This is a genomic window from Dyella telluris, from assembly GCF_014297575.1.
Taxonomy (GTDB): Bacteria; Pseudomonadota; Gammaproteobacteria; order Xanthomonadales; family Rhodanobacteraceae; genus Dyella; species Dyella telluris.
Genome location: NZ_CP060412.1, coordinates 93090 through 110047, shown reverse-complemented (window position 1 = coordinate 110047; position 16958 = coordinate 93090). Strand labels below are relative to the sequence as shown.

The window sequence follows — 16958 nt, the reverse complement described above, 5'->3', positions numbered from 1 at the left end:
AAGGCCGGGGAATTTCCCGGCCTTTTCTATAGAGCGTCTTGGTTGACGCTTAGCGGATCTGCTTCACCGGATGGAAACCGATGCCACCGCCCACGCCCATCGGGGTGGGAGCAATGAACAGCTCCACGGGACTCACGTCTTCACCGTGGCGACGGATCAGGACGCGGATCGGGTTGTCCTGCGACGGACGTGCCGGCAGATCTTCCTCGATCAGGTTGATGAACATGCTGGCCACTTCGCCCAGGTTCTCGGACTCGCCGGCCTTGCGACCGTAGGCGAACTGTTCGAAGTCGGCGTATGCCGGGACGTCGGGCACAGCGATGTCGTAGGTGGCGACGGTGATCTTCTCTTCGTGCTTGCCCACCTTCGGACGGAAGATGAGGATGAGCACGATCAGGAAGATCGCGACGCCGATGTAATGCTGCAGTTCCATTGCGGTGTTGCTCCTTGTTGGTGTCTTTACATTATACGTATGTGGATACTTACGTTAGCGCCCGTGATCAACCGGGCGTTCAGTTGGATCAGTCGTAGACAGCCAGCGATGGATGTCGCTCGTCCAGAAGCCCGACTCGTAGGCGATCACTTCTTCCAGGGGCTCCCCGTCAGCAGCAACGCCATCGTCCAGGACATCCTCACCATCGGGGTCGAGCACACGCATGCGATGGATGGCGGAATGGGTGACTTCGTGCGAAACGATTTCGATGTCCCAGCCGCCCACGTAGAAGTGGAACTCGCCCAGGAGAGCGCTGGAGGGCAGCTTGCCCCACTTGGCCTTCTTCTCCTTGCGCGAGAAGCCTACGAACGCAGCCCCGACGTTGGCCGGCGTTGCACTGTAGACACTGAGGGCGCGGATCATGTCTTCCTGGCTGGCCCACAGCAAAGCCTCGGTGTGATACCCGCGACTGCTCGACCGGAGCGTGATGATGCTGACAGGCTTGGGTGGTGCCTGGTCTTTCTTGTTGCCCTTAGCCTTCCTTGGCATCTGGGTGTCTCCGTTGTTGTGGTAAGCGCAGTCTAGGAAGGGGTGTTACCCCTCCCTATGCGTTCACCCTGCAACCTGACCTTGCACAGCGGGGCGCATGACGTAGCGATAGGCGATGTGGTTGCCCAACTTGCACACGCGATGCTCCGGCTTGGCCCAGTAGGGTGCCCGGCGACCTGGAAGCTTGCGATAGAAGTGGGTTGCGCCCGAGCAGCTGCCCAGGTTGATGGCGCCATTGACGGTGAGCGCGGTGACTGCGCTTGCACGGATCCAGTTCTCGGTATCCGTTTTGGCTGGAGAGGGGCGACGCTTCATCAGTTTGAAGCCGTCGTAGTAGCGATTGGCGATGGAGCAGGCGTCCTGCCCGGTCATCTGCTTTCGTTGGAGGAGGGATTCGACCACCAGGGCCATCCCTTCAACACCTTCACCGCGAGCTTCAGCGTATGCGGTGACGGACATGCAGTGCATTTCAGCCTGCGTAGGTTGGGGATTGAGGGAGGTGAGCGCTACGGCAGTCCGTAGAAGGAAAGAGAGTGTAGATACCAAAACATATTGCCTCTTGTTGCTTGGGGTGATGCGCGTGATGTATGCGCATACATATTATACAGCACGCGCAAAACCCCAAGTTCAAGAGACGTTAACTGCCCTGACGCTGACGCGCCTGGCGCAGCAGGGCTTCGATCTCAGCCGGGCTCAGCACCTCGGCCAGCTCCGACAGCTTGGAGCGCTGCTCGGACTTCTTCTCGCGGGCAGCCTTCGCCTCGGCAGCGATTTCGGCCAGCTTGCGATCCAGCTGGTCCTGACCCACCAGGTCGATCAGGGCGGCGACCACGACACCACGGGTGACACCGGAACCGCCACGCTTGGCAGCCGCCGACACCTTGTCGTAGGTCTTCTCGTCCACCATCAGGGTCTTGCGCTCGCTCTGGGTCTCGATCTTCTGTTCCATGTTCTTCCTCACTTGAGTTTGTAGGTAAAGCTGAAGTCCCTGCCAGAAGGCAGGATGTTTTCCGCGAATCCAGGGGTGGATTCGATGATCTGACGACGCTGGGCGGCATGACCGACCAGGTGTTTGTTGATGGCATCCATGAAGTCGATGATGTAGGCGACGTTCGGCATGCCAGCAGGCTTCTTTCGCAGTCCTCGACCGATGCGCTGACGAAGGGCGACTTCCGCCTTGCCACCGCCTGCGAGGATCACCATGCCCACTGCCGGCACGTCCACACCCACGTCGAGGATGGTCGAGCCGATCAGCACCTGAAGCTCACCGGACATCAGGGAGGCGAGGGCTTCGTCGCGCTCGTCCTGCTCGGACTTACCGAAGATGAAGCGGGCGCGGACACCGGCTTCCTTGAGCTGGGCTTCCAGGTTGTTGCCGTGCTCCTGGCGCTGCACCAGAATCATCACGGACAGGCTGTTACGGGCAGCTCGCGTCGATTCCGCGATGATGATCCCGTTGCGAGCCTCGTTGTTGACGATCCCGTAGTTGTAGGAGCGCTGCCAGTCGCTGTTGCGACGGACCTTCTGGCTCTGCGGAGGCGTGATGAACTTGAACTCGGGCCGGGCAAGCACGCCACGGTCGATCAGCATCTTCTCCGTGATGTGGATGGCGATCGGTCCCGAACACGCCATCAAGCGCATGTTCGCTTCTTCGTCCTCACGCATGAACGGGGTAGCCGTCAGCGCCAGGCGATAGTGGGCGTTGGTGCAGTTGCCCATGATCTCGTAGTAGCCGCCACCGCTGGACTCGTGGGCCTCTTCGAGGATCACGAATTCGAACATGGCGAGGATTGCCTTCATCTGGGCGACCACCTTCGGGTCGTCCGACGTCAGCTTGGCCATGATGGTCTGCACCATGCCGACGTTGATGTGCTTGCGAGGGTTGAACTCGCTGTCGCCCATGACACCGACCTTCACGCCGGCCATCTCGGGCTCACCGTTGCGAGCGCGCCACTTCAGCGACTTCTGGAACGTGCGCTTCATCTGGTGCATGAGCACCTTGCGCGTCGTCAGGAAGAGGGTCGGGCGCTTGATCCAGCCCACCGCGATGGAGGCGATGTTCGACTTACCACCGCCCGTTGCGACCTGGGCGATGATGGCGCGGTGACGGATGAGCTGCCGGACAGCCTCGTACTGGTAGTCGTATGCCTCGGACTTGCCGAACTCGTTGACGATGGGTTCGGGCTTGCCCAGAGGTTCAGGGGCAGGCTTCCGGATGAGCTGCGGGTTGTAGCCCTTCTGCTTCAGCCAGGTGTAGACCATGCTGACCAGGCCAGCAGGGAAGGTCGAAGTGCCATAGCTGAAGAGAGTGGAACGACCCGACCAACCGCCCGTCTGGAACGACTGAGAGTGCTCAGCGCCCGCGACGTTGTAGGAGAGGAGGTCGGATACAGCCAGCTTCAGTTCGCGATCATCCGTGATCAGCTTGGCGACGACCGCATTCATTGCGATCTTGACGTTCATGTTTGCCTTGTGGCGCTTCCCTATAAGCCTTAGACTATGTATGGACATACATATTATACAGGACGTTTGAGTGAAAACGCAGTGCGTTGATCCAAAAAATCTGCAATTCAGTCCGTGGAACGCGAATCACGTCTCCCCGGACAACCAGCGACGACTGGAAGAGAGCATTCGCCGCAATGGTCTGTTCCGCCCCGTCGTTGTGCGCGAGCTACCGACAGGCGAGCTGGAAGTCATTGCCGGCGAGCACACGACCCGCGCAGCGATTGCCATCGGCTACGACCAGATCGACGTCTACAACCTTGGTCCGATTGACGACAAGCGTGCGAAGGAGATTGCCGTTGTCGATAACCGTCACTACGGGCTGGAAGACACGCTGAAGCTGTCGAGCCTGCTCAAGGACATCGAAGGCGACGTGACCGAGTTCATGCCCTTCAGCGACAACGACCTCAAAGAGATCTTCCAGAGCGATTCCATCGACCTGGACTCGCTGGACCTGGAACTCGATCTGAGCTTCTCCAAACCCGAGGAGCCCAGCCCGATGGATGAGGTGACGTCGGCACCTCAGACGCACCAGATGATGCGCTTCAAGGTTCCCCTCGAAGACGCGGATCGTGTGACCCGAATCATGGAGGCGGTGATGAAGCGGCAGGGCTTTACGGGACAGGACTCCCTGGCCAATGCCGGCGACGCACTCGTCTATCTCTGCTCCAACTGGAGCCAGAAGGATTAACTCAGGAGCTGTTATGGCAGGGAAGCCGTACAAACCAACTATCGAATCGTGGGCCATTGATCGCATCAAGCCCTACGACAAGAACCCCAAGATCCACACCTCGGCCCAGGTCGAGGCGCTGGCGAAGGTCATCCAGACCCAGGGCTTTGACGTGCCCATCGTGGTGGACGCCGATGGCGTGATCATCAAGGGCCACGGTCGTCGCCTGGCTTCGATCCATCTGGGTCTGAAGGAAGTCCCGGTCATCGTCCGCAGTGACCTGACCCCGGCACAGACCAAGGCTGCGCGCCTCTCGGACAACCGTGTCGCCCTCGGTGACTTCGACGTGGACATGATCAACAGCGAACTGCACTCGCTGAAGGACGAAGGCTTCGAACTGGAGACCATCGGCTTCGACGACAAGGAGCTGGAGTTCCTGTTCACCGACCTGGCTGAAGTCGATACCTCGTCCCTCGTGGGCGCTATCGAAGCTGCCCGCACCACGTCCGTCACCATCACGTCTGAGAAGCCCGCAGAAGAGCGCTCGCAGTTCATCGCAGTGAATCATGTGCTGGGCTTCAGCGCGCTTCCTGTCGCGTTTGAGCGTGCTCTGGCGCGATTCCAGGGCCAGGCCGAGATGAAGACCGGCAAGAAGGGTGGGGAAGCGTTCGGTGCGTTCGTCCAGGAGCTGATGCTGGACATCGAGGCTGGCCATGCTGCTGCGGGTTAACAAGTCCTTCGACACCCGCGTTGAGAAATCCAGCCGCGTGTTGGAAGTGGCCGAGTCCTTTGGGCTCGGTCTTTCCGACAAGCGCTTTGTGATCTACGAAGACCTGGAGATCGAGGTCAACGACGGCGACATCCTCTACATCACGGGCCAGTCCGGCTCGGGCAAGTCCCTGTTGCTCCGCGACGTGGCCCAGCAGCTGCGCGAGGGTGGCAAGAACGTCATCTCCATCGACGAGGTGCCCCTCCTGGATGTCCCGCTGGTTGATCAGATCGGCTCGGACACCCGCGAGGCACTGGAGCTGATGAGCCAGGCCGGCTTGAACGACGCCTACGTATGGGTGCGAAAGCCTTCTGAGCTGTCCGATGGTCAGCGTTACCGCTTCCGCCTAGCCAAAGTGCTGGAGTCGGGCGCGAATGTCTGGGTGGCTGACGAGTTCGCAGCCGTGCTGGACCGCGAGACCGCCAAGATCGTGGCGTTCAACATCTCCAAGGCTGCCCGCACCCGTGGTGCAACCCTGGTCGTGGCGACGACGCACACGGACCTGACCAAGTATCTCGGGCCGACCCTCACCGTGGAGAAGCTCTACGGCGAGCGTGTGGACCTGACCAAGTACGAGTGGCTGCCGGCATGACCTGGATTGCAACCCGCGACGACACGGCACGCCCCGCGTTCCCGATGCTGCACGAGATGGTGATCGAGCCAGGCACCGCCGAGGACTGGGCTCAGCTGCACGAGTTCCACTACAAGTCGGAAGGGCACGTCATGGGCGCTCGCTACTACCGCGTGAGCATCGGCTCGCGCCTGGTGGGTGTGTGCGTCATGTGCTACCCACGCGGGCTGCTCAGGGACCGTCACAAGGCGTTCCCGAACATCAAACCGGATGGTCAGGACACCAAGCTCACCAACACCTACCGCTACAAGTGGTTGAACCGGACCTTCGGGCTGAACGCTCGCACGGTCAACGACACCATGTTCCGAGGCGTGGGCGTGGGATACCGCATGCTCAACCTGGCTGCCCGCATTGATGGCCGGCGTGTGTGCGAGATCCAGTCGTCCATGTCGAAGTTCAACCAGTTTGCTCATCGAGCTGGGTTCCAGTTCGTCGAGCCCGAACCCCCGAAGCTGAAAGACCCCGCATCGCGTCTGTATGCGCGCTGGTTCGATTCCAACCCTGTCGATCAAGTCGCACTGCTCGAAGAGCTGGAGAAGATGCCAGAAGCGTACAGGGAGCGTGCCCTGAGCGACCTGCGCACGTTCTACTTCAAGCATTCCAGCCTGGAGAAGACCGGCAAGAACCGCGAGAACGGCACGACCCGTGTGGACGCAATGCCGGCGCGTGAGCTGCTGAAGAACCTCAACCAGTTGGCGTTCTCCCAGCCCATGTATGGCTTCTACCTAAACCCTGATCACGGACGCGAGATCCCGACCAGGTTGCCTCTGGCAGCCTTCGATTGGCAGCGTCCGGACGAACCGCTGAAATTGGAGAACCTGCCATGAAGATGACGAATCGGCAGCTACAGGTGATGACGCTTCTGTGCCGGGGTAATCCCGATGGGAGCGTCCTGGACATCGACCAGCTGCTTGAGAGCCTGGTCGTGCAGTACGGCTGGGTCACGTCGAAGGCGAGCATGCACTGCACGCTGCGTCCCATGCTGGAAGAGGGCTACGTGATCCGGGATGGGAAGGAGATACGCAGGAGCCGGAGCCGGTCACTGCTGAAACCCACTGATCTAGGGTTCCGTCTTATGGGAATCGAACCGCTGGAGCCGGCGTGAATTTCCCTCTATTTACCGTAGTTCTTTAGTTTCTACAGGACTAATAACTAAAGGGCTACTGTAGAGAATTATACCCGGCTCAGAGTTACGTTGATCCCGGAATGAAGACCCGGCTCGAAATAGGAAGAAAGTTGAAGCTAGGTGTGAAATTTAGTGTTGTGCCCGGTATAATAGGTAAGCACATACATACAAAGGACACCCCGGCAGCGGTCGCCAAAGACCATCTCTTCTCTCCTCCGATGGACCGAGCCGGGATTTTCTAACAGACGGGATCTACAGCCCCCAAGGATGGGACGCGCTGTAGATCCCGTCTTCATATCTCCAAGGATGGAGTTGTAATGAGTGCAAAAGCTGCAAGCGCCGGTCGCCGTCTGACTCCGAAGGAGTGGGCGAAGGCCGAAGAGATGTATGCCAACGGCCACACCCAGAAAGAGGTGGCTGAAAAGTTCGGCATCCGCATCGAAACCGTCTCCCGACACATGACCGCTGCCAAGATCAAGGGCGGCGAGAAGCTGGACAAGGTTCGTGAAGAGAACCTGGCGAAGATCGCTGCGATGGAGCGCGAATACGCCGAGAAGATGGCATTCCGTTCGATCTACGCGAAGGAACAGCTCGCCGGCATCCAGCTCAACCTCCTGCAAGCCTTCGGTCGCGAGTTCAAGGTCATCCGTGAGGGTGGCCATTCGCTTGCGTCCCTCCAGGCAACTGCCAAAGCCCTGCGCGAATCGGTCGCTTCACTGAAGCTCGCCCGCGAAGAGCTGTATTGCCTGTTGGAGATCAACCCGGACGCCGGCACGGGCGAGAAGACCAAGATCGTCGTGGAAGAGATGACTGCCGAGGAAGAGGCAGCGCTCCGCAACCGCACGTCCTCGTTCGGTGAGGAAACCGACGAAGAGGCACCCGCGCCCACCATCGAAGAGATCGAAGCCGCAGCTGAGTCCTTCCCGGAACCGGACACGGAGTCCGAGGAAGAGGAAGCAGAATGAGCGAGGTAGCACGCACGCGCCTCCATCGTGCCCAGATGGAGGTGTATCGCAATCCTGCGCGTTTCCGCACCCTGGTTGCAGGCCGACGCTTTGGCAAGACGACGCTCGCACTGTCCGAGCTTCGTCGCGAAGGTGCGCGTGCCAATCCCGGCGACAAGATCTGGTATGTGGCCCCGACCTACGGCATGGCCCGAGAGATCATGTGGAACGATCTGAAGGCGACCACGCCTCCGGATTGGGTGGACAAGTACAACGAAACGCTCCTGCAGTTGCGCCTGGTCAACGGCGCGCTGATCTCCCTGAAGGGTGCCGACCGACCTGACACCCTGCGCGGTGTGGGTCTGAACTTCGTGGTGCTCGACGAATACCAGGATATGCGCACCGAGGTCTGGGAGCAGGTGCTCCGTCCGACCCTGGCGACGACGGAGGGCAGGGCGCTCTTCATCGGCACGCCCAAGTCCCACAACCTTCTGTACGAGAACTACGCCAAGGGCGTCCGTCAGCGCAACCGCAAGAACCCCGAGTGGGCGAGCTGGCAGTTCCCGACCATCGCGTCCCCGTTCGTGCCCATGCGAGAGATCGAGCAGGCACGCAGCGACCTGGATCCGCGCACGTTCCGTCAGGAGTACGAGGCGAGCTTCGAAACCATGTCGGGCCGCGTCTACTACCCGTTCGAACGCAGCCGGCATGTGGGCAACTACCCATTCAACCCGAAGCTGCCGATCTGGATCGGGCAGGACTTCAACATCTCCCCGATGTCGGCTGCTGTGCTTCAGCCTCAGCCGAACGGCGAGCTGTGGGTGGTCGATGAGATCGTGCTCTTCAACTCCAACGTGACCGAGGTCTGCGACGAGCTGGAGAAGCGCTACTGGCGCAACATGAGCCAGATCACCATCTTCCCTGACCCGGCAGGTGGTTCGCGCTCGCATGCCCGTGGTGAATCGGCCCTGGACATTTTCCGCAGCCGAGGCTTCAAGCGGATCATGTATCACAAGAAGCATCCGTTCGTGCAGGACCGCGTGAACTCGGTGAACGCCTTGCTCCGCAGTGCCAGCAACCAGGTGCGACTGAAGGTCAACGAGAAGTGCAGGGCGACCATCGAAGCCTTCGAACAGGTGACGTATCGCGAGGGCACGACCGAGATCGACAAGTCGCTCAACAAGGAGCACATCGCGGACGGTATCGGCTACGCCATCGAGTACAACTTCCCGACCCGCAAGACGCCGGTCCTGGGTGTTAGCTTTTGACCAAAGATGTATGTAACCATATACATACACTAGACAAGGACGTCTGATGACTTACAAGCCAAAGGAAATGGCGGCGCTCACCCAGCGCCGTCACCCGGACTACCGGGAGAAGCTGGAACACTGGGAGTTCTTGGAAGAGACCTACAAGAGCGAGCGGTCCTGGTTCAAGAAGAACATCTTCCGCTTCACGCGAGAGGGTGACACGACCTACGCCAAGCGTGTGGAGCGCGCCTACCGCTTCAACCACACCCGCGAGGTAGTGGACCTGGTGAACAAGTATCTGTTCAAGGTGGCACCCGTGCGTAAGCCGGACGTCCCCGACCAGGTGCTGCGTTTCCGCGAGCGAGCCACCCTGACGGGCCTCACGCTGTCCCAGTTCGAACGCGAGGTCGCCCGCAAGACGTCGATCTATGGTCGCGTCTGGGTCGTGGTGGACAACAACAAGCGCAGCAACTCCGAGATCGCGTCGATTGCCGACGAGAAGAATGGTGCGGTGCGCCTCTACTCGTACATCGTCACCCCCAAGCATGTCCTGGACATGGGCTACGACGACTTCGGCCAGCTGGAGTGGATCCTGATCGAAGAGGTCTACCGCGACGACGACAACCCGTTCTCGGGCTCGGGCCGCGTGCTGTCCCGCTTCCGCCTGTGGACCAAGACCCAGTGGTTCGTCTTCAAGCAGACCGTCAGGGACAAGATCGAGTTCGTCGATAAGGGCGATCACAACCTGGGCGTCGTGCCGGTCATCAAGGCCGATCACGTCGAGTCGGACGCTCGCTACCACAACCCTGGGCTGATCGAAGACATCGCCTACATGGACCGTGGCACCGCGAACTACCTGTCGTGCCTGGACCAGATCATCAACGACCAGACCTTCAGCCAGCTCGTCATGCCGGCTCAGGGTGTGCTGCCGGGCGTGGGTCTGTCGCCGGAAGACAGTGCGAAGGAAGAGGACGAAGCCAAGCGCAACCTGATGAAGATGGGCACTTCCCAGGTGCTTCTGTTCGACGGTGAGCACGGCGCAGCCCCCACCTACATCAGCCCCGATCCGCGCCAAGCATCCCTGATCATCACGGCGATCCGCCAGATCATCAACGAGATCTACCACACGGTCGGTCTTGCCGGTGAGCGCACCAAGCAGGACAACTCGGTCGGCATCGACAACAGCTCGGGCGTAGCAAAGGCATACGACTTCGAACGTGTGAACGCGCTGCTCTCGGCCAAGGCCAATGCGATGGAGCAGTTCTCCAACCGCATGGAAACCCTGGTGCGCATCTGGAACGGCGAGAAGACCAGCCTGCTCGATCCCGAAACCAACACGGTGAAGTACAGCACGAGCTTCGACGTGCGCGGTCTGTCCGACGACATGGCGATTGCGCAGGGCATGAGTTTGCTCGCAGCTCCCATCGAGGTGCGTCGCGCACTGATGACCGGCATCGTGGAGAAGATCTGGCCGATGCTGGCAGAAGAGAAGAAACAGGAATTGCAGAAGGCTATTGATTCCTGGGACGACAGTGCCTACACTTCGCTTAATGGTGTAGGTATGAACATACATACACCAGCCCAGGACGGTTCGAAGGATTCGAACCAGGGTGCCGTCTCGTCGAAAGACAACAGCGGCGGCAAGCCCACTCCAGGGAACAACTAACGGCCAAGTGACTGGCCAAGAGATTGCCAAGTGAATGGCATCAAGGAAAACACGGAATGTTCAACAAGTTTCGCAATCGCCGCCTGATGGACGAGGCTGGTAAGGAAGATCAGGGCAAGGGCGCAGGTGGTCCGGGCAATGAGGGTGGCAAGAACACCCCGTCCGACGCCGAAGCCAAGCTCCTGAAGGAAGTCATGGACAAGAAGACCCGCATCCGCGAGTTGGAAGAGTCCCTGACCGAACACCAGAAGAAGTTCGAAGGCATTGATCCCGAGGCAGTGAAGCAGCTGCTCAAGGACAAGGCAGAAAGCGACCGCCTGGAAGCCGAACGCCAACGCACCGAAGCTGAAAAGCGCGGTGAGTTCGAAAGCGTCAAGACCCAGATGATCGACGAGCACAACAAGGCGCTGGAAGCGCTGACCAACGAGACGAGCACGAAGCTCACCTCGATGTCGGCGGAACTGGAAGCCTCGCGTGCCCAGATCATCGAGCTGACGATTGGCCGTTCGTTCGGTGACTCGTCCTTCGTCCGCGATCAGCTCACGCTGACCCCGGCCAAGGCTCGCACGGTGTACGGCGGACATTTCGAAGTGAAGGACGGCAACGTCGTCGGCTATGACAAGCCGGTCGGTGCCGCTGGTCGCTCCGTCCTGGTCGATGGCAACGGTTCGCCGCTGCAATTCGAAAAGGCGCTGGAGAAGATCGTCAATGGCGATCCCGACCGTGACCACATGCTCCGCTCGCAGATGCGCGCCGGCTCCGGTTCCAAGAACCAGGACGGTGCCAAGGCTGATGTGGACGTGGGCTCGGGCCGTGATCGCATCCGAGCTGCCGTCAACGCGGGTGCCATCAAGCTCCCGTCGAGCGGCTTCTAACTGAGTTCACGCCAAAGGGAACTGGCGGGTTCGGTTGTAGCAATACAAGTACGTAACCACATACATACCGAAACAAGACAAGGAGTGTCTTAAATGCCGTTGCTGAAAGTGGAAGCTGACAAGCTTTCGAACAACGATCTCGTCCGTGGCGTGATCGAAGAGGTGATCGACCGCGACGACCTGTTCGCCGTGCTGCCGTTCACCCGAACCGATGGTAAGGCTTACGTCTACAACCGTGAGAACGGTGTGGTCGAAGCCGAGTTCCTGGATCCGAACGAGGAAGTGCCGGAAGGTGCTGCGAAGTTCACCGAAGTCACCACGGCGCTCCGCGTCCTGGCGCATGACGTGGACATCGACAAGTTCCTCGCCTCGTCCGAGAGCGATGTGAACGACCAGGTGGCCCTGCAGATCGCCGCGAAGGCGAAGGGTCTGCGCACCAAGTTCCAGAAGACCCTCATCAACGGCGACCGCTCGGTCCATTCGAAGGAATTCGATGGTATCGCCGCGATCTCCAACGGTCTGGGTTCGAGCCAGGTGCAGGTCGTGGGTGCCAACGGTTCCGCGCTGACCCTCTCCATGCTCGACGAGCTGGTGGACATGGTGCCGAACGGCGCTGACTGCCTCGTGATGCGTTCGGGCACCGTCCGCGCATACCGTGCGCTGCTCCGCGCAGCTGGTGGCACCTCGCCGTCCGAGCTGATCCTGCCGAACTTCGGTCGCCCCATGCTGTGCCACAACGGCATGCCGATCATCGTCAACGACTACATCGGCACGGAAGCCCAGGGTTCCGCCGATGCCACGACCAGCGTGTACGCGCTGCGTCTGAACGAAGACGACGGCCTGCACGGTCTGCACGGTGGCGAAGCTGCGGGCATCCGCCTGGAAGCTCTCGGCACCGTCCAGAACAAGGACGCCTGGCGCTACCGCCTGAAGTGGTATGTGGGCCTGGCCCTCAAGTCCACGCGCTCGATGGCTCGCCTGAAGGGCATCACCAACGTCTAAGCCATCGGCTTAGAGCAACCCGAAAGGGGCGGGCTTATCGCCCGTCCCTTTTTCTTTTGCACAAGGACAAAGCATGAATTCTGCACAGCGCATCAAGATCGTCGAGAAGGGCTGGGGTAATTTCAACGGCACCTTCGGTGGCGTCGAGTTCCTCAACAGCCTCTCGGTCGAAGCCGTGGCTCCCTCCGTCGCCCGTCAGCTGGGCTCCCTGGTCCGCATCGAACTGTGCGACTCGGAAGCGCAGATCACCAGCAACAGCGACTACCTCGCGAACAAGGACACGCCGGCCAAGGTGGAATCGACCCTGATCGACGTGGAAACCGCCAACGAAGCGACCAAGGAACACCAGAAGGTCGAGGAAGCGGCCCAGTACACCCGCGAAGACCTGGAGAAGGTTGCTGACCAGCGTGGCATTGCCGGCGTTCGCGAGATCGCTGACACCCTCGGCGTCCGTGGTCGCAGCATTGCCGAGCTGATCGAAGCCATCCTGGCGAAGGCGGGCTAATCGTGGACACGTACTTCGCCGGCAGTCCGGTAACGGTCGCATTTCAGCTGCAGGACGACTCGGGCCTGGATCTGACTGCACCCGAAGCCGTCGTCATTACCGTCCTGGACGAGAATGGTGGCGAGATTCATACCGAGAACATGGACCCGCTCCCCGTCGAGGGTGAGCTGGAGATGTTCGTGCGCGTCTCCGCAGAAGCGAACACGCTTGCTGCCGGCGCTGTACGTGGATTCCGCATGATCAAAGCCGAGGTCACGAAGGATGGCGCAACCTACCTTCTGACCTCCGAGTATGTGATCGAATCGACCAACGCTCTGGAGACTGGCACGAACAGCTTCCAGACCTACGGCCAGGCCATCGTCAACGGTGCCTCCATGGCCAACGTGGAAGCGTTCAACGAGGCAGACCGTCGCAACAAGGTCGTGGCTCTGTCCACCGCCTACCAGCAGATCTCGCGCCTGACGTTCTCTGTCACCAAGCCAACGGCCAATGGTGGCTACGAGCGCCTGCGCCTGACTGGTCTCCTGAATCTGAAGGCTGAGGACTACCTCGACCTTCCCAAGCAGTTCGTGGACTCGCTGCGCCTGGCACAGGTTGCCGAAGCGAACGAGCTGCTCGACACCAACAGCATCGCCTACAAGCGACAGCAGGGTCTCCTGTCCGAGTCGATTGGCGAGAGCACCATGTTCTTCCGCCCCGAGAAGGCGCTGCTCATGCCGGTCAATCGCCGGACCATGGATCTGCTGCGCGGCTACGTCATCTGGGAGGTGAACCTTGGACGCTCGTAAGTCGCTCTATGCGTCGATCTGGGCGCTTCTCGATGAAACTGCTACCCGTGCTGCTCAAGCGTCTGAGATGCACACTATGACGCTCGACGGGGCGCTGGAGACGCACTTTCATCGCAGCCCGTCGCTGCTGGGATACCGTGCGTTCCAGAACGTGCTCCCGTCCGTGCTGACGTCTGCCCGCATCATGGCGGAATCGAGCCTGATGCACTTCGGCAGCCAGATGGTCGAGTTCCTGAGCGCTGCAAAGGGTGATGACGCTCTGGCAGGGCAGGCGACTCGTCAGCCGCTGGCAGAGAGCGTTCCCCTGGTCGGCAACAGCATCCAGCATCACTTCGGCCAGGTCGCACAGATCTACCAGCGGAAGTTCCGCTACATGGTCGCCTCGCGTCAGGGCACGGCTGTCCCGCTGTCCACCGATCTGCGCACGCTCAACCGTGCCGGCCAGTCGATGACCAGTCAGAACTTCGTCTACCTGACCATGCGCAAGGCTGCCCTGGACCTGTTCAACGAGGTGCAGATGAACCTGCTGCGTCTGGATGGTCACGAGACCGCCCAGATCGTCACCCTGAGCGCGGACAGCGAGAACAACGGTCGTCAGATCGCCCTGGTGGATGGTCTGGAGCTGCCGACCTACCTGGATCTCGCGGACGAGGTGTTCCACCCGCGTTCGACCGCCGTGGTGGGAGCTGTCTGATGTTCATCCCCAACACGACTTGCAAGGTTCGTCGCCTGGTTGGGGCGAACCTCTACGGCATGCAGCAGTTCGGACCCGCCCAGAAGATCCGCTGCGCCATCGTCACCCTGATCCAGTCCGAGGACACGACCAGCGTGCGAACGGACAGCTCCGCGTCGCACAGTGCGGCTCACGAGGCCATCACCAAGGCACGCATGCTGTTCCCGAAGACCTTCACGCCCAAGGCAGGCGACCTGGTGGAGTTCATGGACTTCCGGATGCGCATCAGCGGGGTTTTCCCTCGCTACAACGTGCCCGGCAAGCTGGATCACTGGCAGGTGGACCTGATCACCACGGAGAAGGCGGATGGGGCTCAAGCTTAAAGGGCTCCAATCCACGGTCTCGACCTTCAGGGAAGTGGACCGTCGATGCACGGACGCCGCCAAGCAAGCAGTGCGAGAGGGTGCTCAGGAGATGAGCGCCCTTGCTCGTTCCTACGCTCCGTTCAAGAAGGGCGACCTGGAGATGGGCATTCGTGCCCGTCGTGACAGCAACTCGTCCAGCTTCACCTACAAGATCGGCGTGCAGGGTAGGGCAGCGAAGTACGCCTGGCAGCTGCATGAAGGCTTCATCTGGAACCAGAAGCATGCCGGTGAGTATCGCCTCGGACGGTTGAGCCTAGCCAAAGCGCTGCTCAACGGGAAGAAGGTGGGTCCGAAGTATCTGGAGCGCGCCTATCGAGAGCTGAAACCCCGTATCGCCCAGCGCGTGAAGGACGGGCTCAAAGACACCATCACCCAGATCAGCAACAAGAGGCGCAAATGATCCTTGAAGCAGTAGCCGCGATTCTCACCGAGAAGAAGCACGGCATCCCGACCAAGACGCTGTTCATCCACAACATGCCGGAGAAGATCCGAACTGGCGTTCTCATCATGGACGACCTGATGGGCACCGAACGTGACGACGACATCCCGGACCTCAAGCGCACGCCCTTCAAGGTGGTGGTGCGTGATACCGACTACTCGGCGTGCGTGAAGCGTGCTGAGGCCATCGTGCGGGAACTGGACATTCACCGCCGAATCATCCCGGATCAGCTGGAGATCAAGCGCATGCGTGCGACCCACGATCCGATCACCTTTCCTGACACGCCGGGCGACATGATCGAAATGCTCATCAACCTGCAGGCTACCTGGGCACCCATCAACCGTTGAGGTTGTTTTCGCCTGTGGTAGTATGTATGTAGATACATAGACGTATCGCCCTGGGGCAGGAAGCCGCAGATAACCGAAGAGGCAAGGAAGCAAAATGGCAACGCCTAGCACTAGCAGCACTCAGAACGTCAAGATTGGCGTGTGCAAAGTGACTCTGGATGGCACTGACCTGGGTTATACCAAGGGCGGTGTGGACGTCGAAGTCACCACGGACACCCATGCCGTGAACGTGGACCAGTTCGGCAACACGCCGATCTCCGAGTACATCATGGGTCGCAAGATCTCCGTGACGTGCCCGCTGGCCGAGACCACGGTCGAAAACCTCAAGCTCATCATGCCCGGCACGACCGTCGTGACCGAGGGCACGGGTCCGACTGCCAAGAAGCAGGCGCTCGTGCAGGTGGGCACTGGCATCAACCTCCTGAACCAGGCCAAGAAGCTGGTTCTGCATCCCATCGGCCTGGACGACGCCGACCAGTCGGAAGACTTGGTGATCCCGCTGGCAGCCACTGCCGGCGCTCTGAAGTTCGCCTACAAGGTGGACGACGAGCGCGTGTTCAATGCCGTGTTCAACGGCTACCCGGACCCGGCAACCAAGGTGCTGTTCACCATCGGCCCGGATCTCCCGACGCCGTAACCAACCACGCGGGGAGGGAAACCTCCCCGCCTCTCTTCATGGATTGAAGAAATGACGCGACTGATCAACCTCGACGAACTGGCAGCTCCCCGCCGCGTCGTGACTCTCAAGGGGACGGAATACGAGATCCAGGAATTCGACCTTGAGTCGTTCGTGGACATCCAGGCGAAAGCCGATGAGCTGTTCGAAGCGCAGGAAGTCGGTGACAACGCCAAGGTCGCACGCCTTGCCAAGGTCATCATCAGCAACGCGCTGCCGGACATGCCCGGTGAACTCGTCGGCAAGCTGACCATGCGCCAGATGTACGCCGTCGTGAACCTGATCTTCGACGCTTTCCCCAGCGACGAAGGTGACAAGGGAAACGACGCAGCTCCGGCAGCGGAAGCCGAACCGACGCAGCAAGCGGAGCCGACTCCGTAAGGGAAATCGAGTCAGTCGATTTTCCGTTCCTCGTAACTGAGGTCATGCGGTTCTACTCGTGGACGTGGCAACAAACCATGTCCACGCCAATCCACGCATTTTGGACCTGCTACCGGCAGATGAATCGGCATAAGGCGACGGAACGCCTTTCCGCTTTCAGGCTGGCAAGCATGGAGCACGCGGAGGCTGACACCCGCAGGGAATACGTATCCGAGCTGGAGGACAGCATCGGTGTCGTTGTTGTAGAGAAGCCGCGTTTCGATAGCCAGGGCTGGAACAAGCTCAAAGGACTCGCCGGCTAAACATC

24 protein-coding genes are annotated in these 16958 nt (G+C 60.2%); 19 read left to right on the top strand and 5 right to left on the bottom strand.

Annotated features, from left to right (window positions below):
- Positions 1-49: 49 nt before the first annotated feature.
- From H8F01_RS00450 to H8F01_RS00430, 5 genes are all read right to left on the bottom strand, one after another.
- Positions 50-433: a hypothetical protein gene (locus H8F01_RS00450; RefSeq protein WP_187057144.1), complete on the bottom strand. Its 384-nt coding sequence runs from the start codon at positions 431-433 to the stop codon at positions 50-52.
- A gap of 54 nt (positions 434-487) precedes the next feature.
- Positions 488-982: a hypothetical protein gene (locus H8F01_RS00445; RefSeq protein WP_187057143.1), complete on the bottom strand. Its 495-nt coding sequence runs from the start codon at positions 980-982 to the stop codon at positions 488-490.
- A 63-nt stretch (positions 983-1045) separates the two neighbouring features.
- Positions 1046-1441, bottom strand: coding sequence for a cell wall hydrolase (locus tag H8F01_RS00440; RefSeq protein WP_187057142.1), 396 nt, complete (start codon positions 1439-1441; stop codon positions 1046-1048).
- Between the two features lie 178 nt (positions 1442-1619).
- Positions 1620-1931 (bottom strand): hypothetical protein, encoded by a 312-nt coding sequence (locus H8F01_RS00435; protein WP_187057141.1) that lies wholly within the window; start codon positions 1929-1931, stop codon positions 1620-1622.
- Positions 1932-1939: 8 nt separating this feature from the next.
- Positions 1940-3445 (bottom strand): DEAD/DEAH box helicase, encoded by a 1506-nt coding sequence (locus tag H8F01_RS00430; protein WP_187057140.1) that lies wholly within the window; start codon positions 3443-3445, stop codon positions 1940-1942.
- Between the two features lie 70 nt (positions 3446-3515).
- On the opposite strand from H8F01_RS00430, the gene H8F01_RS00425 reads away from it, so the two are divergent.
- The 19 genes from H8F01_RS00425 to H8F01_RS00335 all read left to right on the top strand — a co-directional run bounded on the left by H8F01_RS00425 (position 3516) and on the right by H8F01_RS00335 (position 16953).
- Positions 3516-4175 (top strand): ParB/RepB/Spo0J family partition protein, encoded by a 660-nt coding sequence (locus H8F01_RS00425; RefSeq protein ID WP_187057139.1) that lies wholly within the window; start codon positions 3516-3518, stop codon positions 4173-4175.
- Between the two features lie 13 nt (positions 4176-4188).
- Complete coding sequence (locus tag H8F01_RS00420; protein WP_187057138.1) at positions 4189-4884, top strand: ParB/Srx family N-terminal domain-containing protein; 696 nt, start codon at positions 4189-4191, stop codon at positions 4882-4884.
- Positions 4868-5515 carry an ATP-binding cassette domain-containing protein gene (locus H8F01_RS00415; RefSeq protein WP_187057137.1) on the top strand — a complete coding sequence of 216 codons (648 nt, stop codon included), beginning with the start codon at positions 4868-4870 and terminating at the stop codon, positions 5513-5515. The genes H8F01_RS00420 and H8F01_RS00415 overlap by 17 nt, the downstream gene beginning before the upstream one ends.
- Positions 5512-6381, top strand: a complete 870-nt coding sequence (locus tag H8F01_RS00410; RefSeq protein ID WP_187057136.1) for a hypothetical protein — start codon at positions 5512-5514, stop codon at positions 6379-6381. Before H8F01_RS00415 ends, H8F01_RS00410 begins: the two co-directional genes overlap by 4 nt.
- A complete protein-coding gene (locus H8F01_RS00405; RefSeq protein ID WP_187057135.1) occupies positions 6378-6659 on the top strand; it encodes a hypothetical protein in 282 nt (93 codons plus the stop codon). The genes H8F01_RS00410 and H8F01_RS00405 overlap by 4 nt, the downstream gene beginning before the upstream one ends.
- Before the next feature lie 338 nt (positions 6660-6997).
- Complete coding sequence (locus H8F01_RS00400; RefSeq protein ID WP_187057134.1) at positions 6998-7645, top strand: helix-turn-helix domain-containing protein; 648 nt, start codon at positions 6998-7000, stop codon at positions 7643-7645.
- Positions 7642-8892: a terminase large subunit domain-containing protein gene (locus H8F01_RS00395; protein ID WP_222615703.1), complete on the top strand. Its 1251-nt coding sequence runs from the start codon at positions 7642-7644 to the stop codon at positions 8890-8892. The genes H8F01_RS00400 and H8F01_RS00395 overlap by 4 nt, the downstream gene beginning before the upstream one ends.
- A 46-nt stretch (positions 8893-8938) precedes the next feature.
- Positions 8939-10540, top strand: coding sequence for a phage portal protein (locus tag H8F01_RS00390; RefSeq protein WP_187057133.1), 1602 nt, complete (start codon positions 8939-8941; stop codon positions 10538-10540).
- 56 nt (positions 10541-10596) lie between these two features.
- On the top strand, positions 10597-11415 hold the full coding sequence (locus H8F01_RS00385; protein ID WP_187057132.1) for a DUF6651 domain-containing protein: 819 nt from the start codon (positions 10597-10599) through the stop codon (positions 11413-11415).
- Between the two features lie 93 nt (positions 11416-11508).
- Complete coding sequence (locus H8F01_RS00380) at positions 11509-12417, top strand: major capsid protein (protein WP_187057131.1); 909 nt, start codon at positions 11509-11511, stop codon at positions 12415-12417.
- 73 nt (positions 12418-12490) lie between these two features.
- Positions 12491-12922 carry a hypothetical protein gene (locus H8F01_RS00375; protein ID WP_187057130.1) on the top strand — a complete coding sequence of 144 codons (432 nt, stop codon included), beginning with the start codon at positions 12491-12493 and terminating at the stop codon, positions 12920-12922.
- A 2-nt stretch (positions 12923-12924) separates the two neighbouring features.
- On the top strand, positions 12925-13710 hold the full coding sequence (locus H8F01_RS00370) for a hypothetical protein (RefSeq protein ID WP_187057129.1): 786 nt from the start codon (positions 12925-12927) through the stop codon (positions 13708-13710).
- 76 nt (positions 13711-13786) lie between these two features.
- On the top strand, positions 13787-14404 hold the full coding sequence (locus H8F01_RS00365; RefSeq protein WP_187057128.1) for a hypothetical protein: 618 nt from the start codon (positions 13787-13789) through the stop codon (positions 14402-14404).
- Positions 14404-14766, top strand: a complete 363-nt coding sequence (locus H8F01_RS00360) for a hypothetical protein (RefSeq protein ID WP_187057127.1) — start codon at positions 14404-14406, stop codon at positions 14764-14766. Before H8F01_RS00365 ends, H8F01_RS00360 begins: the two co-directional genes overlap by 1 nt.
- 91 nt (positions 14767-14857) lie before the next feature.
- Entirely contained in the window at positions 14858-15208 is a 351-nt protein-coding gene (locus tag H8F01_RS00355; RefSeq protein WP_187057126.1) for a hypothetical protein, read from the top strand.
- A complete protein-coding gene (locus tag H8F01_RS00350; protein ID WP_187057125.1) occupies positions 15205-15594 on the top strand; it encodes a phage tail terminator protein in 390 nt (129 codons plus the stop codon). The genes H8F01_RS00355 and H8F01_RS00350 overlap by 4 nt, the downstream gene beginning before the upstream one ends.
- 94 nt (positions 15595-15688) lie before the next feature.
- Positions 15689-16231, top strand: coding sequence for a hypothetical protein (locus H8F01_RS00345; RefSeq protein WP_187057124.1), 543 nt, complete (start codon positions 15689-15691; stop codon positions 16229-16231).
- Between the two features lie 51 nt (positions 16232-16282).
- Positions 16283-16651: a hypothetical protein gene (locus H8F01_RS00340; RefSeq protein ID WP_187057123.1), complete on the top strand. Its 369-nt coding sequence runs from the start codon at positions 16283-16285 to the stop codon at positions 16649-16651.
- Positions 16652-16728: 77 nt separating this feature from the next.
- Positions 16729-16953 carry a hypothetical protein gene (locus H8F01_RS00335; protein WP_187057122.1) on the top strand — a complete coding sequence of 75 codons (225 nt, stop codon included), beginning with the start codon at positions 16729-16731 and terminating at the stop codon, positions 16951-16953.
- Positions 16954-16958: the final 5 nt, after the last annotated feature.

Bases quoted from the DNA above. Each gene is read 5' to 3' on its own strand.
- H8F01_RS00450 (WP_187057144.1), bottom strand. From the start codon at position 433: ATGGAACTGCAGCATTACATCGGCGTCGCGATCTTCCTGATCGTGCTC.
- H8F01_RS00445 (WP_187057143.1), bottom strand. From the start codon at position 982: ATGCCAAGGAAGGCTAAGGGCAACAAGAAAGACCAGGCACCACCCAAG.
- H8F01_RS00440 (WP_187057142.1), bottom strand. From the start codon at position 1,441: ATGTCCGTCACCGCATACGCTGAAGCTCGCGGTGAAGGTGTTGAAGGG.
- H8F01_RS00435 (WP_187057141.1), bottom strand. From the start codon at position 1,931: ATGGAACAGAAGATCGAGACCCAGAGCGAGCGCAAGACCCTGATGGTG.
- H8F01_RS00430 (WP_187057140.1), bottom strand. From the start codon at position 3,445: ATGAACGTCAAGATCGCAATGAATGCGGTCGTCGCCAAGCTGATCACG.
- H8F01_RS00420 (WP_187057138.1), top strand. From the start codon at position 4,189: ATGGCAGGGAAGCCGTACAAACCAACTATCGAATCGTGGGCCATTGAT.
- H8F01_RS00415 (WP_187057137.1), top strand. From the start codon at position 4,868: ATGCTGCTGCGGGTTAACAAGTCCTTCGACACCCGCGTTGAGAAATCC.
- H8F01_RS00410 (WP_187057136.1), top strand. From the start codon at position 5,512: ATGACCTGGATTGCAACCCGCGACGACACGGCACGCCCCGCGTTCCCG.
- H8F01_RS00405 (WP_187057135.1), top strand. From the start codon at position 6,378: ATGAAGATGACGAATCGGCAGCTACAGGTGATGACGCTTCTGTGCCGG.
- H8F01_RS00400 (WP_187057134.1), top strand. From the start codon at position 6,998: ATGAGTGCAAAAGCTGCAAGCGCCGGTCGCCGTCTGACTCCGAAGGAG.
- H8F01_RS00395 (WP_222615703.1), top strand. From the start codon at position 7,642: ATGAGCGAGGTAGCACGCACGCGCCTCCATCGTGCCCAGATGGAGGTG.
- H8F01_RS00390 (WP_187057133.1), top strand. From the start codon at position 8,939: ATGACTTACAAGCCAAAGGAAATGGCGGCGCTCACCCAGCGCCGTCAC.
- H8F01_RS00385 (WP_187057132.1), top strand. From the start codon at position 10,597: ATGTTCAACAAGTTTCGCAATCGCCGCCTGATGGACGAGGCTGGTAAG.
- H8F01_RS00380 (WP_187057131.1), top strand. From the start codon at position 11,509: ATGCCGTTGCTGAAAGTGGAAGCTGACAAGCTTTCGAACAACGATCTC.
- H8F01_RS00375 (WP_187057130.1), top strand. From the start codon at position 12,491: ATGAATTCTGCACAGCGCATCAAGATCGTCGAGAAGGGCTGGGGTAAT.
- H8F01_RS00365 (WP_187057128.1), top strand. From the start codon at position 13,787: ATGACGCTCGACGGGGCGCTGGAGACGCACTTTCATCGCAGCCCGTCG.
- H8F01_RS00360 (WP_187057127.1), top strand. From the start codon at position 14,404: ATGTTCATCCCCAACACGACTTGCAAGGTTCGTCGCCTGGTTGGGGCG.
- H8F01_RS00355 (WP_187057126.1), top strand. From the start codon at position 14,858: ATGAGCGCCCTTGCTCGTTCCTACGCTCCGTTCAAGAAGGGCGACCTG.
- H8F01_RS00350 (WP_187057125.1), top strand. From the start codon at position 15,205: ATGATCCTTGAAGCAGTAGCCGCGATTCTCACCGAGAAGAAGCACGGC.
- H8F01_RS00345 (WP_187057124.1), top strand. From the start codon at position 15,689: ATGGCAACGCCTAGCACTAGCAGCACTCAGAACGTCAAGATTGGCGTG.
- H8F01_RS00340 (WP_187057123.1), top strand. From the start codon at position 16,283: ATGACGCGACTGATCAACCTCGACGAACTGGCAGCTCCCCGCCGCGTC.
- H8F01_RS00335 (WP_187057122.1), top strand. From the start codon at position 16,729: ATGTCCACGCCAATCCACGCATTTTGGACCTGCTACCGGCAGATGAAT.